Origin of the sequence: Burkholderia ubonensis (genome assembly GCF_902833085.1) — a bacterium.
Lineage (GTDB): Bacteria > Pseudomonadota > Gammaproteobacteria > Burkholderiales > Burkholderiaceae > Burkholderia > Burkholderia ubonensis.
In genome coordinates, this window is sequence record NZ_CADFEB010000004.1 from 580,611 (window position 1) to 597,114 (window position 16,504).

Sequence of the window (16,504 nt, forward strand, 5' to 3'; positions counted from 1 at the left end):
ATGCCCGCCGATCCGGTCGGGCATCGTCGGCTGCAGTATCCGGTCATCGCAGCCTCGGGGAACGCAGGCTGCGCGGCCGGCTCGTCCCGAAGCAACGCAACAGATTCCAATTCGAACATGGCTACCTGCCCGACCTACCTTGCGCTGCCCGTCGTCGCCGTGCTGCTCGCCGGCTGCGCGGTGTCCTCGCAGCAAGACAGCAAGCTGACGTGCCGTATCCCGCGCGCCGTCTATCCGGAGACGGCCAAGCCGCTCACGCGTCCCGCGACGGTGCTGGTGCGGGCGCTGATGACGACCTCCGGGGTGGCGGAAAACGTGACGATCACGACCAGCAGCCGCAATGCCGCCGCGGACCGCGCGGCGGCCGAAGCGATGTCGCGTGCGACCTGCTCGCAGACGGGGCCTGCGGCGAATCCGTTCACGCTGACGCAGCCGTTCGTGTTCGAGCCGCGGCGCGGCGGCTGACGTACGCGCCGCGGCTGCCTGCGCGGATCAGTGCCGCGGCATCAGGTTTGCGCCGCGGCACGTCGGCTCCGGCGCGTCCTGCAATCCGAGCATCGTGAAACCGTTGGCTTCCTGGCGGATCAGGCCGTAGCGCTTCGCGACGGGTTGCCCTGACTTGCCGGTCAGCGCGATCTCGACCTGGAAGCGATCCTTCGCGGTCGAGCAGCCGCGCACCGCGCCGTACCCGAACGACGCACCGGGCGCCTTGCGTTGTTCGTTGAGCGCCTGCCGCGCTCTCAACGCGGCAGCGGCCGACTCGGGGGCGCTCCATTCGCGCGCGAGCGTATCGTCGACGCTCAGCCATTCGTCGACGAAGTCCCGGCCGTTTGCGGCGGCGGGCTGCACGCGGTGCACGGCGTCGCCGTCCACGCGATAGCGGTAGATGCCCGGCCGCACCAGCAGGTCGAAGTCGATCGAGCGGACCGCCGCACGCAGCTCGAAACCGTCGGGGCGCGTCTTCAGCCGGAAGTTGTCTTCTTCGAACCAGTAGTCCTTGCTCATCCGGAACACCGCGCGCTGCGGCGCCGTGCCGTTCGCCGGCACGATCACATCGGCGACGAAGTGAGTCCAGGTCGACGTGCACCAGGGCGTGCCGTGCACGACCACCACCTGTCCGCCCGGCAGCGCCGCGAATTCGAAGCCCCGGCCGTACGCGCCGGAGACGTCCTTGTAGTCGTCGCTCTGCCAGCGCAGCACGCGCCGCCAGCCGCCGTTGTCCCCGCTGTTGTCCCATGCATAGCCGGCGAGCAGGTTGTCGTCGCCGCAGTTGACGTCGAAGCCGGTGCGCACGAGGACGAGCGGCCGGGGCGTGGCCGCGCGTTCCACCTGGACCGTGGGATTGTCCCCGAACGACGAATTGCCGTCGGACGCGCCCGGTTTCGCCGACACGCCGAGCGTCGCGGCGAGCGTGCGTTGCAGTGCGGCCGGCTCGACGCGTTCGTCGCTGCACGCGAGCCGCGCGTCGATCGCGCCGACGAGCGCCCGCTTGTACGCGCGGATCGCATCGCGCTGAGCGGGCAACAAGGCTTCGGTGACGTCGCCGCTTTGCTGGCCCGGGATCTGCTGTAGCCGATGCCGGGCGTCGAGCGCCGCGCGCGCGGCGGCGTCGGCGGCGGGACAACTACTGCTTGCGGCATGGGCGACGGACGGGCCGGCGGATGCAATGCATAACGCGAGCGCAGCGATTTTCTGAATTGTTTTCATCCGGGACTCTGAGGGGTATCTGCCGACCGGCCACCGTAGTGGTCTCGGCAGGGCAATGCGATTGAAACAGGGCGGGCGGCACCCGCGACAGCTTTACAGGCCTTCCACAGGACTCGTTTCCGAACCGAAGATCCGGCAGCCGAATGTGAGCCTGCCCGCCGCGCGTTCCTTCGGCAGCGGCCAGCGCGCGGTCGCCGAGCAATTCAGCAGTGCGCGGAGCCCGGGTGCGGCGATGCGGGTGCGGTCGCATGTGGCTTTGGCGGGCATCAAGTACGGTCTGCATTGTATTCCGGCAAGATGGCTGCGACAGTTACGGGGATACGATCTCGTAGAACCATTGGCCCGTCGGTTTTGCGAAGTGGAGTAGCCACGTCCGTAGTGGTCGAATCGATGGACTGACAATGGCAAGTTCGTAATCGTCGGGGAGAGAACCAGTGCAGATAGAATGGGTTGGTCGATACAAGCTATCGTTTGATAGCAGCCGATTCTCGGTCGAGTGTCCCTTGGGAACCGATAAGTTTTCCGGCCTCGCGACATCCGGCCTACCGAAGTTGTACATCGTTAGTGTCGATGAGCGACCGATCTACGTCGGAATTACTAAGCAACCGGTGCGGAATCGGTTGCGTCTGGGATGGAGTGCGTCGGGAGAAAATGGCTACCACGGCTACGCGTGGCGGCATGAGTTGTCGGCGGCCAGCTTGGATATATGGTGTCACCGTGATCCGCCGGAGAGCGATCCGTGCTTGGACATCGAAACCATTGAGGCCGAAGTGGTCTACTTGGTTCGACAGGCTGGTCAGTGGCCGAAATTCCAGACCGAGATTCACTTCCATCCGTCGAGTGCCGATCACCGACAATGGGCTTCGACAATCGCGGACCGGTACGGTCTGAAGCCGACAGCGCCACTCTTCCAGATGGAGGACTGATGAAACGGCTTTTCGAGATTGGCTTCGCTAGGCGACCACGAGACGAAATCCTTTTCCTTGAGCATACGGACAAGGCAGATCATGCGGCCGTCCTGTATGTCTTTGCGAGATGGGCAAGTGGTCAGATGCTTGGTATCGACCGCACTTCGCAAAAGCCAAATGGATAGCCTACGAATTCCTTTACGGCACCGCCCGCGACAAATCCGCGATGGGGAAGCGGCCATTGTCTTGCCTAAAACTTTGGTTGAAAAAGACGACGAAATCGCTTTGGGCGCTCGTCTTATCTGTAATCGCCGTCTCTTCGGCGCTTGCTACAGCGGGATAGTGCCGCGCTTTTTCGATTCAATGGGCCGGGGTAGCGGAGTGATGGTCGGCGGATTTGTACGCTCGGCCAACATTCTGCCCGCAATGTCTTTTCCAGGCGACATCGATCTACTGGTGATCCCGTACGAGAACGACGAACTGGTAGTGTCCGAAACGTTGGTGATTGAACTGAAGGCTGTTCGTGCCAAATTCACCAAGCAAGGGAAATCGCCGAACGAGTTTGGTTTTTCTCAAGCCAAGGCCATGTTGTCTCATGGGTTCCCATATGCCGCTGTTGCTCACCTTATAACGTCCGACGCCAGCCCTGAAGATAGCTGGCGCAAGGTTCTCATGACGCGAGTGATCGACGCGGATGCTGGCACTGTAGAAGACCCCTGGGAGACTTCAGCCGATCTATTGCCCGCTGATCTGATTGATCGATGTTTCGGCCGGCTTCGAGCCAATTGCGACGATGACTATCTGGGCCTTGTCGCTGCATATATCAAAGACAATGGAATGTGGTGGCCTTCGGCACGTCCGGCAAGAACGAATCCTCATATCGCATCTGCGACCTTGGAAGCAATCGCCGCTTGCTACGAGGAAAGCTTTCGGAGATTTATGGATATTCCGAAATATTGAGTGCTCGATGTCAGGCGCCGGGCTGTCATCGCTTGTATAGCTTGTTCGGGCCGCTTGCGCGAGATGGCCTTCGACGCTGCGATGGGCGCTCAGTGAAGATGAGAACCAGCGCAAGCCGGTCCTTCTTCGGGCGACGCCGTTGCTTTGACGTACCGCCAAATCAGGCTAGGCGTCGGGGCTGCCAGTAAATTAGCCGAGCGTTCGCGCCAAGTCGGTCGCAGACGGATGGTAGTACCGCTTCAACATCGCCAAACTGCGTTGGCCCGAGACAGCAGCCAGTTCGATGACATTGGGTAGTTTCTGGGCCATTCGCGTGATGGCGGTATGTCGTAGGTCGTGCCCGTGGAGGTTGTTGATCTTTGCTCGTATGCAAGCTTTTCGCAACGCTGCATGCAACGTGAGTCCTTTGACAGGAATGACCCGGCCGTCGATGGATTGCGGCAATGCTGCCAATGTGGCGACAGCCTTCTTAGACAGCGGGACGGTTCGTGCTGTCCCGTTCTTGGTCCTCGGCAAATGCGCGGTCTGGGCTTCGAGATTGACGTTCGACCAATGAAGTTCGACCAGTTCACCGCGTCGCATGCCCGTCTCCAAGCTCAGGATCGTTGCCGGAAGCAGCCATACGTTAATGCGGTCGACCGGAACCAGTTCGGCAAGAAGGCGCACCGCTTCTTCTGCGGTCAGTACTCGGTCCCTGCTTTGTGGGGCGGTTGGCTTGCGGATCAGCGCAATGGGATTTGCGATGTTGATGTCCCGTTCGCGACGGGCATGGTTGATGATGGCTGAAAGCAAGGCCAGTTCGCGAGTTACCGTGGTGGGCTTCACTTTTTTCAGTCGTTCATCCCTGTAGGCTGCGTCAGCCTTGGGCGTCAGTGCTGCCATGCTGAGTTTTGCCAGCGTGTTGCGGCAAGTAGCACGAAGCCGAATGATTGCATCAGCGCCGCTACGTTGCGTCGGGCATACATCGGCGATGTAGAAGTTGGTGATGTCTTCGAGCGTATTCGCTTCGGCCTCACTCCGACTGACGAAGCTTCCGCGATCCATCTCCGTTTCGACGGATCACGCCCATCGTTCAGCATCTGCGCGAGTGCTGAAGATCTTTGCTTCGTCGGCGAATCCTGTGCGCCGAACACGTACTTGCTATTTCCCGTCTCGTTGGCGAATTGAGGCCATTCCAGTCTCCTGTGGGACAGGAGTGGGACAAGATCGATTTTTCTTAGGCCTGCAGTCAGATTCGAGGCGATTTCGTCAGACGATGACGACGCCGGGTCGGTGGATACGGAACGACGGGAAGGGTTTATAAATCAGGGCGTTACGCCTCCGCCTTCCAGTCCCCCGACTTCCCGCCGCGCTTTTCGCGCACGCTCACGTCGGTAATCACCATCCCGCGATCGACGGCCTTGCACATGTCGTACACGGTCAGCAGCCCGACCTGCACCGCGGTGAGCGCCTCCATCTCGACGCCGGTCCGCCCGAACGTCTCGACCTGCGCGACGCAGCGCACGCCCGGCAGCGCGTCGTCGAGTTCGAAATCGACCGCGACGCGAGTCAGCGCGAGCGGATGGCACAGCGGAATCAGGTCGGCGGTGCGCTTCGCGCCCTGGATCGCCGCGATGCGCGCGACGCCGAGCACGTCGCCTTTTTTCGCCTTGCCGTCGCGGATCAGCTCGAACGTCGCCGGCAGCATCCGGATCGTGCCGCGCGCGACGGCGATACGCTGCGTTTCCTGCTTGCCGCCGACGTCGACCATGTGCGCGTGGCCGGCGGCGTCGAAATGGGTGAGTCCAGACATGTCGTGCTCCTGTCGATCGAATCCGGCGCTTCGTCGCCCGGTTCGGTCCCGTGCATAGCTTGAAGGGCGCCTATCATAGCAGCGGGCGCGCGCGCCGCCGGCACACAACCCGCGGACGATCCGCGCGGAACAGCCGGGCCGGCGCCGGTACAATGGCCACGATATTCATACCAATCGCCGCGAGGCGCGCGCCGCGCGCGGGACGGCGTCGCGATCATCCTGCCATGCGTGTCAAACAGTTGCTTGTCGCGTTGCTGTCGGCGGCCCTGGCGCTGCCGCCCGACGGCTTCGCGCAACGCGCGGGCGCCTTGCCGCTCGAGGCGGCGGGCGCCGGTCTCCCGTCGATCTCGACCGTGCCGTCCGGCATTGCGCCCGACGTATTCGGCACCTACGGCGGCGCCGAGAGCCGGTTTTCCGGCGCCACCGGCGTGTCGAATTCCGCCGCCGGCCTGCGCGCGCCGCTGCGGGCGCTGCAACTGCCCGATCTCGGCGACGGCTCCGGCGGCACGCTGACGCCGCAGGCCGAGCGCAAGCTCGGCGAACGGGTGATGCGCGAGGTGCGGCGCGACCCCGACTATCTCGACGACTGGCTCACGCGCGATTACCTGAACACGATGGCGGCGCGCCTCGCGGCCGCGGCGACCGCGCGCTTCATCGGCGGCTATGCGCCGGACTTCGACCTGTTCCCGGTGCGCGACGCGCAGATCAATGCATTCTCGATGCCGGGCGGCTTCATCGGCATCAACACCGGGCTCTTCATCACGACGCAGACGGAATCCGAGCTCGCGTCGGTCGTCGGCCACGAGATGGGCCACGTGCTGCAGCGGCATATCGCGCGGATGATCGGCGCGAGCGAGAAGACCGGCTATACGGCGCTCGCAACGATGCTGCTCGGCGTGCTGGCCGGCGTGCTGGCGCGCAGCGGCGATCTCGGCAGCGCGATCGCGATGGGCGGGCAGGCGTACGCGGTCGACAACCAGCTGCGCTTTTCGCGCTCGGCGGAGCGCGAGGCGGACCGCGTCGGCTTCCAACTGCTCGCGGGCGCGGGCTACGATCCGTACGGGATGCCGGGCTTCTTCGAGCGGCTGGACCACGCATCGATGGGCGATGCGGGCGTGCCGGCCTACGCGCGCACCCACCCGCTGACGGGCGAGCGGATCGCCGACATGGAGGATCGCGCGCGGCGCGCGCCGTACCGCCAGCCGCACCAGTCGGCCGAATACGGGTTCGTGCGCGCCCGGCTGCGCATCCTGCAGAACCGCGCGCCGACCGACATCGCGGCCGAGGCGCGCCGGATGCAGCTCGAGATCGACGACCATACCGCGGCGAACGTCGCCGCGAACTGGTACGGCGTCGCGCTCGCGAACACGCTGCTCGGCCAGTACGATGCGGCGGGGCAGGCGCTGGCGGCGTCGCGCGCCGCGTTCGAAGCGCGGGCGCGGCGCGACGACGATCCCGCGACGGGCTCGCCGAGCCTCGACGTGCTCGCTGCGGACCTCGCGCGCCGCGCAGGGCGCACCGACGACGCGGTGCGGCTCGCGGCGCTCGCGCAGCGGCGCTGGCCGGCGTCGCACGCGGCGATCGTCGCGCATCTGCAGGCGCTCCTGGCCGCGCGCCGCTTCGGAGAAGCGCAGGCGCTCGCCCGCACGCAGGCGCAGGCCGATCCGCAGCAGCCGGACTGGTGGGACTATCTCGCAAAGGCGAGCGACGGCAAGGGCGACATGCTTGCGCGGCGCCGCGCGCTGGCGGAGAAGCTCGCGCTCGACGGCGCGTGGCCGGCGGCGATCCGCCAACTGAAGGACGCGCGCGATGCAAAGGATGTGTCGTTCTACGACCAGTCGATGCTCAACGCGCGCCTGCTCGAATTCGAGGCACGCTACAAGGAAGAGCGCGACGACGAGAAGAACGGCAGGAGCTAGCCTGTCGCAGCGGCGTCAGTGCTCGTCGGCCGGCGCGGTGCGCGCCCGTTCGGCGGGACTTGCGACGAAGCCGAAGCGCGCCGGCACGTCGGCGCGCGCGATCTCGCCGAGCGGCAGCGCGCGGTCGTCGCGCCAGCGCAGCACGGGCGGCGTCGCGTCGAGATCCGCATGGTCGGCGAACAGCCCGAGATCGTGATCGTGCAGCGCGGCGACGCGCGACGGCGCGCCGGCGTCGCGAAACAGCACGCCGCCCGCGTCGTCGAGCCATGCTTCCCGCGGCTCGAACGGCCGGCCGGCCTGATCGGCGAGCGTCAGCCGGCCGTCCTGTTCGGCGAGCCGCACGATCCAAGGGGTATACGCGAGCTCGACGTACACGCGCTGCGGCCCGTTCTGGAAGAACCACTGGCCGTGCTCGTCGGCTTCGTAGTTGCGGGCGATGAACGCGACCAGCGCCGCATGGCGCAGCGGCGTGCCGAGCTCGCCGGCCGCCTGCGCGGCGTCGTCGCGCAGGCGCCAGTCGCCGCGCCGGTCGAGCAGCAGCCAGCCGGTGCAGTGCGGCACGTCCGGCCACTTGGCGAGCGCTTGCCTGACGATGTCATCCATGGTCGACGAACCTGGCGCAATAGCCGAACACGCGCACCGACAGCCAGTCGAGCCGGCCCGGGAACGGCCCGGTCATGAAACCCGCGTGGCCGCCGTCTTCGGGCTGGTCGAGCTCGACGGCGGGCGACACGTCCGCCGGGCCGGGCAGCGCCGACGCGGGCAGGAACGGGTCGTTGCGGGCGTTGAGGATCAGCGTCGGCACGTCGATCGCCGGCAGGAGCGGGCGGGTGGTCGCCTTCGTCCAGTAGTCGTTCGCGTCGGCGAAGCCGTGCAGCGGCGCGGTGACGACGTCGTCGAAGTCGTGCATCGTCACGGCGTTCAGCATCGCTTCGCGGTCGAACAGGCCCGGAAACTGCTCGAGCTTGACGAGCGCCTTGCGCTTCAGCGTCTTCAGGAAGCTGCGCGTGTAGAGCATCGCGAAGCCCTGCGACAGCGCACGGCCGCCCGCATGCACGTCGAGCGGCGTCGAGATCGCGGCGGCGGCGCGCACGATCGACGTGTCGCCGCGGTGCTCGCCGAGCCAGCGCAGCAGCACGTTGCCGCCGAGCGACACGCCGGCGGCGACGATCGGCCCGCGATGCCGCGCGGCGAGGCGCTTGAGGATCCAGTCGACCTCGGCGCTGTCCGCGAGGTGGTAGAAGCGCGGCCGGCGGTTCATCTCGCCGCTGCAGCTGCGAAAGTGCGGAACGACGCCGTGCCAGCCCTTCGCGCGCGCGGCGGCCATCAGCGCGAGCGCGTAGTGCGAGCCGGAGCTGCCTTCGAGGCCGTGGAACAGCACGAACAGCGGCGCGTCGGGCGCCGGCGCCGCGCTGTCGAGATGGGCGATCCAGTCGAGATCGATGAAGTCGTGATCGGGCGTTTCCCATCGTTCCCGCCGGTAGGCGACGGCCGGTCGTCGCGCGAACAGCGCCGGCACGATGGTTTGCGCATGGCTGTTCGGCAGCCAGCGTGGTGCGCGATAGCGCTGTGTGTCGTCATCCGGGGTGTTGCCCCCGTCAAGCGATGTGGGCGGAGAAGCCGTACTCATGATCGCCCCGCGTCTTGGTCAATTCATCAATGCAGCGGGCCTTGCCCGTGGCGGATCTTGGCGGCGAACTGCCCGGCCGCCTGGTCGGGAATCGGGCTCGCATGGATGTGCGCGATGCGCCATTCGCCGCGCTCGTGAATCATCACGTAGGTCGCGAACACCATGTCGGGCTCGGCAGTGAGGTCGGCCTGCTGATGCGCTTCGGCGATCGTGTAGACGACGGTGCCGAGGCTGTCGTACACGCGGATGTCGAGCGGCTCGATCGTGACCGGCTGCGTGGACAGCCGGGCGCCGAGCCCGCTGCGGATCTGGTCGAGGCCGTGCAGATGCGCGCCGTCCGCCCAGATGCAGCTGGCGAAATCCTCGTCGATCCACAGGGCCATCAGCGCGTCGAGATTGGCATCGGCGATGGCTTGGTAGTAGGCGTTGAGCGTATCGGCGGCGGCTTCGAAGAGGCGGGCAAAACGTGGCATCGGGTTGTTCTCTCGCGCGCATCGCGCGCCGTATTCAGCACGGCGGCCGGGAGGCCGCCGCGCACCGGTGAATCGGATTGCCCGGCGCGCGCCTCGCGACGCTGCCGGTGTAGGTCAGCGTTGCCCGACGAGCATGCCGCGCAGATCGCCGAATACCTGTTCCGGGCCGAGTTCGCGCAGGCACTTCAGGTGGCCGAGCGGGCACTCGCGCTCGAAGCAGGGACTGCATTCGAGATGCAGCCATTGTACCTTCGCCAGCTCGGACAGCGGAGGGGTATGACGCGGATCCGTCGAGCCGTACAGCGCGACGAGCGGCCGGCGCAGCGCCGCGGCGACGTGCATCAGCCCGGAATCGTTGGTGACGACCGCGTTCGCGCGGGCGATCAGCGCGCACGCCTCGGACAGCGACGTCTGCCCGCACAGGTTGCGCACGTGCGGCGCGTGCTCGGCGATCGCCTGCGCGGCCGCGGCGTCCTTCTGCGAGCCGAGCGCGATGATCTGCGTGTACGGGAACGACTGGTGGACGATCTTCGCGAGCGATGCGAAGTGCTCGGGCGGCCAGCGCTTGGCCGGACCGTATTCCGCGCCGGGGCAGAACACGACGAGCGGCATCCGTGTATCGAGATTGAAACGTGCGGACACGCGCGCCGTTTCATTCAGGTCGGCTTCGAGGCGCGGCGGCGGCAGGGTTTTCATCGACTCGGGCAGCTTCGCGCCCGGCGCGTACGCGAGCGCCGCGTAGTGGCCCGTCATCGGCGGCCGCTCGCCGTGCGCCTTGTTCGGGTTCGCGTGCCGCACGTTCAAGAGGCCATAGCGGTGCTCGCCCGTATAGCCGATCCGCAGCGGGATGCTGGCGAGCCACGGGATCACCGCGGACTTCAGCGAGTTCGGCAGCACATAGGCCGCGTCGTAGCCGTTGTCGCGCAGGTCGCTCGCGAGCTGCCAGCGGCGCAGCATCTGCAGCTTGCCGTGCGCGAGATCGGTCGCGTAGACATCGTGGATCTCCGGCATGCGCTCCAGCACCGGCGCGACCCAGGTGGGCGCGACGGCATCGATCGCGATGCGGGGATGGAGTTTCTTCAGCAGCGCAAAGAGCGGCTGCGCCATCAATGCGTCACCGATCCAGTTCGGTGCGATAACCAGCGCTCGACGCATCAGGTCGACTTCCGATGTCGTAATGAAACACGGCGCCTGGGCGCCGCGTTCGGGTTGCCAGAATGGGAAAGGGCGGCGCGCCGGTCATCCGGTCGCGCCGCCGTGCGTGTCGGCCGGGCCGCGCAGGCCGGTCGTCCGGGCTCAGTGGCCCTTGACGACCTCGCCGTCGCGCAGCTTGTAGCGCGTGCCGCAGTACGGGCAGCGCGCCTCGCCGTGCGACACGTCGATGAAGACGCGCGGGTGCGCGCTCCAGCGGGCCATCGCGGGGTTCGGGCAGTAGGCGGGAAGATCCTTGGCCGTCAGCTCGACCAGCGGCATTTCCTTGATTTCACTCATGGGTCTTTCTCTAGTTCACTTTCTTGTGGGGCATTCGCGTGCGGCGCGCGCTCAGATCTTCGTCAGCCAGTGCGCGTACTTCGCGTTCTTGCCCGACACGATATCGAAAAATGCGGATTGCAGCTTTTCCGTGATCGGGCCGCGCGCGCCGCTGCCGATCGTGCGGTTGTCCAGCTCGCGGATCGGCGTGACTTCGGCGGCGGTGCCGGTGAAGAACGCCTCGTCGGCCGTGTAGACCTCGTCGCGCGTGATGCGCTTCTCGATCACCTCGATGCCGGCATCCTTCGCGAGCGTGATGATCGTGTCGCGCGTGATGCCGTCGAGGCACGACGACAGGTCCGGCGTGAACAGCTTGCCGCGGTTCACGAGGAAGAAGTTCTCGCCCGAGCCTTCCGACACGTAGCCGTCGACGTCGAGCAGCAGCGCCTCGTCATAGCCGTCGGCGGTCGCTTCCTGGTTCGCGAGGATCGAGTTCACGTACCAGCCCGACGCTTTCGCGCGCACCATCGACACGTTGACGTGGTGGCGGGTGAACGACGACGTCTTCACGCGGATGCCCTTCGCGAGGCCTTCCTCGCCGAGGTACGCGCCCCACGGCCATGCGGCGATCGCGACGTGGATCGTGTTGCCCTTCGCGGACACGCCGAGCTTTTCCGAGCCGACCCAGATGATCGGGCGCAGGTAGCACGACTCCAGCTTGTTCTCGCGCACGACGTCGCGCTGCGCGCCTTCGAGGGTCTCCTGGTCGAACGGCACGTCCATCTGGAAGATCTTCGCGGAGTTCAGCAGGCGCTTCGTGTGCTCGTGCAGGCGGAAGATCGCGGTGCTGCCGTCGGCCGTCTTGTACGCGCGCACGCCTTCGAAGACGCCCATGCCGTAGTGCAGCGTATGGGTCAGGACGTGGATCTTGGCGTCACGCCAGTCGATCAGCTTGCCGTCCATCCAGATCTTGCCGTCGCGGTCGGCCATTGACATAGGATTCTCCTGTCGGAAGCGGTTGTGTGCAGCGTTGAGCGGGAAAGGCGCACATTTTAGCGTCTTTTGGCGTCAACCCGGGCGGTCGGCACGGGGGCGACGCTATAATCGCCCGGTACCGATTCCAACGACGACGGGCCGCGCCGGCAGGAGACGCCGGCGCCCCCAGCAAACCGCCCGCCGCGGCGCCTTCCCCATGCTTGCTCGATTGTCCGCCACCGACCGCTTCGCGCTGATCCAGGGCGCGCGCGACTATTCGCCCACGCTGATGGCCATCCTGTCCTGGGGGCTCGTCACGGGCATCGCGATGAGCAAGTCGGTGATGACGCTCGGGCAGGCGACCGCGATGTCGCTGCTCGTCTACGCGGGCTCGTCGCAGCTCGCGGTGCTGCCGCTCCTGCTCGCGAAGCTGCCGCTCTGGACCGTGCTGCTCACCGCTGCGATGGTCAACACGCGCTTCGTGATCTTCAGCGCCGGGCTTGCCCCCCATTTTTCCTACCTGCCGCTGTGGCGGCGCCTCGCGATCGGCTATTTCAACGGCGACGTGATCTACCTGCTGTTCCAGAAACAGGGCTTCGCGACCGGCCATGTGCCGGGCAAGGAAGCGTATTTCTGGGGGATGGCGCTGTCGAGCTGGCTGTCGTGGCAGGTGTCGTCGATCGCCGGGATCCTGCTCGCGAGCTTCTTTCCCGCGAGCTGGGGGCTCGAGCTCGCGGGCACGCTCGCGCTGATCCCGATCATGGTGTCGGCGGTCGCGAACCGCTCGACGCTGGCCGCCGTCGCGGTCGCCGGCATCGTGTCGCTGGCCGCGTTCGACCTGCCGTACCGGCTCGCGCTGCCGCTCGCGGTGCTGGCCGCGCTCGCGGCCGGCTGCACCGCCGACTTCTTCGTCGAGCGGGCCGACTGGCGCCGCATCCGCACCGAAACCGTGCAGCAGAAGGAGGTCGAATGAACGCCGTGCAGATCTGGCTCGTCATCATCGGCATGACGCTCGTCACGGCCGTGACCCGCGCGCTGTTCCTGATCGGCGGCGAGCGCACCGTGCTGCCCGAGCGCGCGCAGCGCGCGCTGCGCTACGCGCCCGCGGCGGCGCTCGCGGCCGTCGTGCTGCCCGACGTGCTCGAAACTCCGGCCGGGCTGTCGTTCGCACTCGCCAATCATCAGTTCTATGCGGCGCTCGCCGGCTTCGGCTGGTACCTGTGGCGGCGCAGCATGCTCGGCACGATCGTCGTCGGGATGCTCGTGTTCACCGGCCTGCGCCTGATCGCCTGATGCGCGTGCATCGGCATTGCTGCATCGCAACATCCCGCGCTGTCCCAAATAGGCGGAATTCGCCGCCATGCGGGCAGCCGTCCGAACGGATCGGCTAGAATGCCCGTTCCAGATTTTTTACCCGTGCGCGTCATGCGGATCCGCCAGCCACGGCCGCATCCGGCGCCCCCAGCGGCAGCCCGCGCACGTGTTGCGTAAGACCCCCTTTTCCCCATCCACCACTTCAATTTGTCCAACATGAGCCAAGTCAAGCGTCTTACCGACCTGATCGCCGCCGGCCAGCTCGCCGGCAAACGCGTGTTCATCCGCGCCGACCTGAACGTCCCGCAGGACGACCACGGCAACATCACCGAAGACACCCGCGTGCGCGCGTCGGTGCCGGCCATCAAGGCCGCGCTCGACGCCGGCGCGGCCGTGATGGTCACGTCCCACCTCGGCCGTCCGACCGAAGGCGAGTTCAAGCCGGAAGACTCGCTCGCGCCGGTCGCGAAGCGACTCGCCGAGCTGCTCGGCCGCGACGTGCCGCTGGTCGCGAACTGGGTCGAGAACGGCGTGAACGTCGCGCCGGGCCAGGTCGTGCTGCTCGAGAACTGCCGCGTGAACAAGGGCGAGAAGAAGAACTCGGACGAGCTCGCGCAGAAGATGGCGAAGCTCTGCGACGTGTACGTGAACGACGCGTTCGGCACCGCGCACCGCGCCGAGGCGACCACGCACGGCATCGCGAAGTACGCGCCGGTTGCATGCGCGGGCCCGCTGCTCGCCGCTGAGCTCGACGCGCTCGGCAAGGCGCTCGGCAACCCGGCGCGCCCGCTGGTGGCGATCGTCGCGGGCTCGAAGGTGTCGACCAAGCTGACGATCCTCAAGTCGCTCGCGGAGAAGGTCGACCAGCTGATCGTCGGCGGCGGCATCGCGAACACGTTCATGCTCGCGGCCGGCCTGTCGATCGGCAAGTCGCTCGCGGAAGCCGACCTCGTCGACGAGGCGAAGGCGATCATCGACGAGGCGCGCAAGCGCGGCGCGTCGGTGCCGATCCCGACCGACGTCGTCACCGCGAAGGAATTCGCGCCGACCGCCGCCGCAACGGTGAAGAAGGTCGCCGACATCGAAGCGGACGACATGATCCTCGACATCGGGCCCGAGACCGCCAAGGCGCTCGCGAGCCAGCTCGAGAAGGCCGGCACGATCGTCTGGAACGGCCCGGTCGGCGTGTTCGAGTTCGACCAGTTCGGCAACGGCACGAAGACGCTCGCCGACGCCATCGCCAAATCGTCCGCGTTCTCGATCGCGGGCGGCGGCGACACGCTCGCGGCCATCGCGAAGTACGGCATCCACGACCAGGTCAGCTATATCTCGACGGGCGGCGGCGCCTTCCTCGAGTTCCTCGAAGGGAAGAAGCTGCCGGCGGTGGAAGTGCTCGAAACGCGGGCGGCCTGAGCGTGGCGGCGCGCGCAGGGGTGACGAAGGCCGCGCGCTCCGCGAAGGCGGAGCCGACGGCCGGCGCGGGCAAGCGCAAACGCGCGCCCGCGCGGGCGAACACCGCCCCGCGCGCACCGGCGGCTGCCGGCGACGCAGCCGTGCTGCAACACGAGATTCAGAACAAAGCGACGCCGGGCGCAAGCACCGGCGCGCCTTCCGGAGCGGCGGCCGCTGGGCCTGCCGCGTCCGGCTCTCGCAGCGTTTCACCCAGCGCATCCACCTTGATCCAGATGAGGAGTTTCATGCAGCGCGCCACCAAGATAGTCGCCACGATCGGCCCGGCTTCCAGTTCGCCGGAGATTCTGCTGCAGATGATGCAGGCGGGCCTCGACGTCGTGCGGCTCAATTTTTCGCACGGCACCGCCGATGATCACCGCCAGCGCGCCGAGATGGTGCGCGAGGCCGCCCGCAAGGTCGGCCGCGAGATCGCGATCATGGCGGACCTCCAGGGGCCGAAGATCCGCGTCGGCAAGTTCGAGAACGGCAAGACGACGCTCGAGCCGGGCCAGCCGTTCATCCTCGACGCGGGCTGCGAACTGGGCAACGACGAGCGCGTCGGCCTCGACTACAAGGAGCTGCCGCGCGACCTGAAGACGGGCGACGTGCTGCTGCTGAACGACGGCCTGATCGTGCTGACCGTCGAGCGCGTGCTCGGCGACGAGATCCACACGATCGTCAAGGTGGGCGGCGACCTGTCGAACAACAAGGGGATCAACCGGCAGGGCGGCGGGCTGTCGGCGCCTGCGCTGACCGCGAAGGACATGGAGGATATCCGCACCGCGATGTCGCTCGGCGCGGACCTCGTCGCGGTGTCGTTCCCGAAGAACGCGACCGACATGGAAATGGCGCGCCAGCTCGCGAACATCGCCGGCGCGCCGTACGGCATCAAGCCGAAGATGATCGCGAAGATCGAGCGCGCGGAGGCGATTCCGGCGCTGCAGAGCATCCTCGACGCATCCGACGGCATCATGGTCGCGCGCGGCGACCTGGCCGTCGAGGTCGGTAACGCGGCCGTGCCGGCGCTGCAGAAGCGCATGATCCGGATGGCGCGCGAGTCGAACAAGCTCGTGATCACCGCGACGCAGATGATGGAATCGATGATCCACGCGCCGGTGCCGACCCGCGCCGAGGTGTCGGACGTCGCGAACGCGGTGCTCGACGGCACCGACGCGGTGATGCTGTCGGCCGAGACGGCCGCGGGCAAGTTCCCGGTCGTGACGATCGAGACGATGGCGGCCGTCTGCGTCGAGGCCGAGAAGTCCGAGCACGTCGAGCTGGACAAGGATTTCCTCGACCGCACGTTCACGCGGATCGACCAGTCGATCGCGATGGGCGCGCTGTTCACTGCTTACCACCTGGGCGCGAAGGCGATCGTCGCGCTGACGGAATCGGGCGCGACCGCGCTGTGGATGTCGCGCCACTACACGCACGTGCCGATCTTCGCGCTGACGCCGCGGGTCGGCAGCGAGCGCACGATGGCGCTGTACCGCAACGTCACGCCGCTGCACGTCGACTTCAACAGCGACCGCGACGGCGCGCTCCAGCAGGCGATCGAGCTGATCGTCCAGCGCGGGCTCGTCGCGCTCGGCGACATGGTCGTGCTGACCGTCGGCGAGCCGATGGGGCAGGCGGGGGGCACCAACACGCTGAAGATCGTCCGGGTCGGCGAGCATTACTGACCGGGCAGCCCGATTCGATCGGGCACCGTTTTATTGCCGAAAGCCGCGTGGGGTCCGAAGCCCCGCGCGGCTTTTTTTCTGATTTTTTGCCCGCATTGTGCCGTGCGAAGGTAACAAATTGCGAGCGGAGACCGCCAACCGGTCGGATTCGGAGGCGCTTCGCGATAAAATGCGGCTATTCGACGCTCAGCCGCGCCCGTCCGCCCGGGGTCACCCCCTGGC

18 protein-coding genes are annotated in these 16,504 nt (G+C 66.9%); 8 read left to right on the forward strand and 10 right to left on the reverse strand.

Features of this window, described 5'->3' with window-relative positions; translation table 11 throughout:
- The first annotated feature begins 117 nt into the window (after window positions 1–117).
- Window positions 118–465: a TonB family protein gene (locus HWX31_RS13915; protein WP_059635324.1), complete on the forward strand. Its 348-nt coding sequence runs from the start codon at window positions 118–120 to the stop codon at window positions 463–465.
- Between the two features lie 27 nt (window positions 466–492).
- Here the strand turns inward: HWX31_RS13915 and HWX31_RS13920 are convergent, their stop codons facing one another.
- Window positions 493–1,707: a hypothetical protein gene (locus HWX31_RS13920; protein WP_174963766.1), complete on the reverse strand. Its 1,215-nt coding sequence runs from the start codon at window positions 1,705–1,707 to the stop codon at window positions 493–495.
- Window positions 1,708–2,450: 743 nt separating this feature from the next.
- On the opposite strand from HWX31_RS13920, the gene HWX31_RS34760 reads away from it, so the two are divergent.
- A complete protein-coding gene (locus tag HWX31_RS34760; RefSeq protein WP_208456081.1) occupies window positions 2,451–2,633 on the forward strand; it encodes a hypothetical protein in 183 nt (60 codons plus the stop codon).
- 159 nt (window positions 2,634–2,792) lie between these two features.
- Window positions 2,793–3,575: a hypothetical protein gene (locus HWX31_RS13930; protein WP_174963768.1), complete on the forward strand. Its 783-nt coding sequence runs from the start codon at window positions 2,793–2,795 to the stop codon at window positions 3,573–3,575.
- Window positions 3,576–3,764: 189 nt separating this feature from the next.
- Here the strand turns inward: HWX31_RS13930 and HWX31_RS13935 are convergent, their stop codons facing one another.
- Both HWX31_RS13935 and moaC read right to left on the reverse strand, forming a co-directional pair.
- On the reverse strand, window positions 3,765–4,619 hold the full coding sequence (locus tag HWX31_RS13935) for a tyrosine-type recombinase/integrase (protein ID WP_244143746.1): 855 nt from the start codon (window positions 4,617–4,619) through the stop codon (window positions 3,765–3,767).
- A 268-nt stretch (window positions 4,620–4,887) separates the two neighbouring features.
- Window positions 4,888–5,367: a cyclic pyranopterin monophosphate synthase MoaC gene (moaC, locus tag HWX31_RS13940; RefSeq protein ID WP_010090797.1), complete on the reverse strand. Its 480-nt coding sequence runs from the start codon at window positions 5,365–5,367 to the stop codon at window positions 4,888–4,890.
- Between the two features lie 224 nt (window positions 5,368–5,591).
- On the opposite strand from moaC, the gene HWX31_RS13945 reads away from it, so the two are divergent.
- A complete protein-coding gene (locus HWX31_RS13945; RefSeq protein ID WP_174963769.1) occupies window positions 5,592–7,286 on the forward strand; it encodes a M48 family metalloprotease in 1,695 nt (564 codons plus the stop codon).
- A 15-nt stretch (window positions 7,287–7,301) separates the two neighbouring features.
- On the opposite strand, the gene HWX31_RS13950 is transcribed toward HWX31_RS13945, so the two are convergent.
- The 6 genes from HWX31_RS13950 to HWX31_RS13975 form a co-directional block, all read right to left on the reverse strand.
- Complete coding sequence (locus tag HWX31_RS13950) at window positions 7,302–7,889, reverse strand: DUF2946 family protein (RefSeq protein WP_174963770.1); 588 nt, start codon at window positions 7,887–7,889, stop codon at window positions 7,302–7,304.
- Window positions 7,882–8,916 carry a hydrolase gene (locus HWX31_RS13955; RefSeq protein ID WP_174963771.1) on the reverse strand — a complete coding sequence of 345 codons (1,035 nt, stop codon included), beginning with the start codon at window positions 8,914–8,916 and terminating at the stop codon, window positions 7,882–7,884. Before HWX31_RS13955 ends, HWX31_RS13950 begins: the two co-directional genes overlap by 8 nt.
- A gap of 26 nt (window positions 8,917–8,942) precedes the next feature.
- Window positions 8,943–9,389 carry a nuclear transport factor 2 family protein gene (locus tag HWX31_RS13960; protein ID WP_010090801.1) on the reverse strand — a complete coding sequence of 149 codons (447 nt, stop codon included), beginning with the start codon at window positions 9,387–9,389 and terminating at the stop codon, window positions 8,943–8,945.
- Between the two features lie 114 nt (window positions 9,390–9,503).
- Entirely contained in the window at window positions 9,504–10,544 is a 1,041-nt protein-coding gene (gene waaF, locus HWX31_RS13965; protein ID WP_059658144.1) for a lipopolysaccharide heptosyltransferase II, read from the reverse strand.
- A 141-nt stretch (window positions 10,545–10,685) separates the two neighbouring features.
- Window positions 10,686–10,880 carry a zinc-finger domain-containing protein gene (locus HWX31_RS13970; protein ID WP_006749970.1) on the reverse strand — a complete coding sequence of 65 codons (195 nt, stop codon included), beginning with the start codon at window positions 10,878–10,880 and terminating at the stop codon, window positions 10,686–10,688.
- 51 nt (window positions 10,881–10,931) lie between these two features.
- On the reverse strand, window positions 10,932–11,855 hold the full coding sequence (locus tag HWX31_RS13975; RefSeq protein ID WP_042586214.1) for a branched-chain amino acid transaminase: 924 nt from the start codon (window positions 11,853–11,855) through the stop codon (window positions 10,932–10,934).
- 196 nt (window positions 11,856–12,051) lie between these two features.
- On the opposite strand from HWX31_RS13975, the gene HWX31_RS13980 reads away from it, so the two are divergent.
- The 3 genes from HWX31_RS13980 (at window position 12,052) to HWX31_RS13990 (ending at window position 14,561) form a co-directional block, all read left to right on the forward strand.
- Window positions 12,052–12,807, forward strand: a complete 756-nt coding sequence (locus tag HWX31_RS13980) for an AzlC family ABC transporter permease (RefSeq protein WP_174963772.1) — start codon at window positions 12,052–12,054, stop codon at window positions 12,805–12,807.
- Complete coding sequence (locus HWX31_RS13985; RefSeq protein WP_174963773.1) at window positions 12,804–13,127, forward strand: AzlD domain-containing protein; 324 nt, start codon at window positions 12,804–12,806, stop codon at window positions 13,125–13,127. Before HWX31_RS13980 ends, HWX31_RS13985 begins: the two co-directional genes overlap by 4 nt.
- A 237-nt stretch (window positions 13,128–13,364) precedes the next feature.
- Window positions 13,365–14,561, forward strand: coding sequence for a phosphoglycerate kinase (locus HWX31_RS13990; protein WP_045567249.1), 1,197 nt, complete (start codon window positions 13,365–13,367; stop codon window positions 14,559–14,561).
- Window positions 14,562–14,718: 157 nt separating this feature from the next.
- Here HWX31_RS13990 and HWX31_RS35185 read toward each other — a convergent pair whose 3' ends face one another.
- On the reverse strand, window positions 14,719–14,847 hold the full coding sequence (locus HWX31_RS35185) for a hypothetical protein (protein WP_010090807.1): 129 nt from the start codon (window positions 14,845–14,847) through the stop codon (window positions 14,719–14,721).
- On the opposite strand from HWX31_RS35185, the gene pyk reads away from it, so the two are divergent.
- A complete protein-coding gene (pyk, locus tag HWX31_RS13995) occupies window positions 14,846–16,282 on the forward strand; it encodes a pyruvate kinase (RefSeq protein WP_174963774.1) in 1,437 nt (478 codons plus the stop codon). The genes HWX31_RS35185 and pyk overlap by 2 nt on opposite strands.
- The last annotated feature ends 222 nt before the right edge of the window (window positions 16,283–16,504 follow it).

Coding starts and splice junctions, on each gene's coding strand:
- HWX31_RS13915 (WP_059635324.1), top strand. CDS start 118: ATGGCTACCTGCCCGACCTACCTTGCGCTGCCCGTCGTCGCCGTGCTG.
- HWX31_RS13920 (WP_174963766.1), bottom strand. CDS start 1,707: ATGAAAACAATTCAGAAAATCGCTGCGCTCGCGTTATGCATTGCATCC.
- HWX31_RS13930 (WP_174963768.1), top strand. CDS start 2,793: ATGGATAGCCTACGAATTCCTTTACGGCACCGCCCGCGACAAATCCGC.
- HWX31_RS13935 (WP_244143746.1), bottom strand. CDS start 4,619: ATGGATCGCGGAAGCTTCGTCAGTCGGAGTGAGGCCGAAGCGAATACG.
- moaC (WP_010090797.1), bottom strand. CDS start 5,367: ATGTCTGGACTCACCCATTTCGACGCCGCCGGCCACGCGCACATGGTC.
- HWX31_RS13945 (WP_174963769.1), top strand. CDS start 5,592: ATGCGTGTCAAACAGTTGCTTGTCGCGTTGCTGTCGGCGGCCCTGGCG.
- HWX31_RS13950 (WP_174963770.1), bottom strand. CDS start 7,889: ATGGATGACATCGTCAGGCAAGCGCTCGCCAAGTGGCCGGACGTGCCG.
- HWX31_RS13955 (WP_174963771.1), bottom strand. CDS start 8,916: ATGAGTACGGCTTCTCCGCCCACATCGCTTGACGGGGGCAACACCCCG.
- HWX31_RS13960 (WP_010090801.1), bottom strand. CDS start 9,389: ATGCCACGTTTTGCCCGCCTCTTCGAAGCCGCCGCCGATACGCTCAAC.
- waaF (WP_059658144.1), bottom strand. CDS start 10,544: ATGCGTCGAGCGCTGGTTATCGCACCGAACTGGATCGGTGACGCATTG.
- HWX31_RS13970 (WP_006749970.1), bottom strand. CDS start 10,880: ATGAGTGAAATCAAGGAAATGCCGCTGGTCGAGCTGACGGCCAAGGAT.
- HWX31_RS13975 (WP_042586214.1), bottom strand. CDS start 11,855: ATGTCAATGGCCGACCGCGACGGCAAGATCTGGATGGACGGCAAGCTG.
- HWX31_RS13980 (WP_174963772.1), top strand. CDS start 12,052: ATGCTTGCTCGATTGTCCGCCACCGACCGCTTCGCGCTGATCCAGGGC.
- HWX31_RS13985 (WP_174963773.1), top strand. CDS start 12,804: ATGAACGCCGTGCAGATCTGGCTCGTCATCATCGGCATGACGCTCGTC.
- HWX31_RS13990 (WP_045567249.1), top strand. CDS start 13,365: ATGAGCCAAGTCAAGCGTCTTACCGACCTGATCGCCGCCGGCCAGCTC.
- pyk (WP_174963774.1), top strand. CDS start 14,846: ATGCAGCGCGCCACCAAGATAGTCGCCACGATCGGCCCGGCTTCCAGT.
- HWX31_RS35185 (WP_010090807.1), bottom strand. CDS start 14,847: ATGAAACTCCTCATCTGGATCAAGGTGGATGCGCTGGGTGAAACGCTG.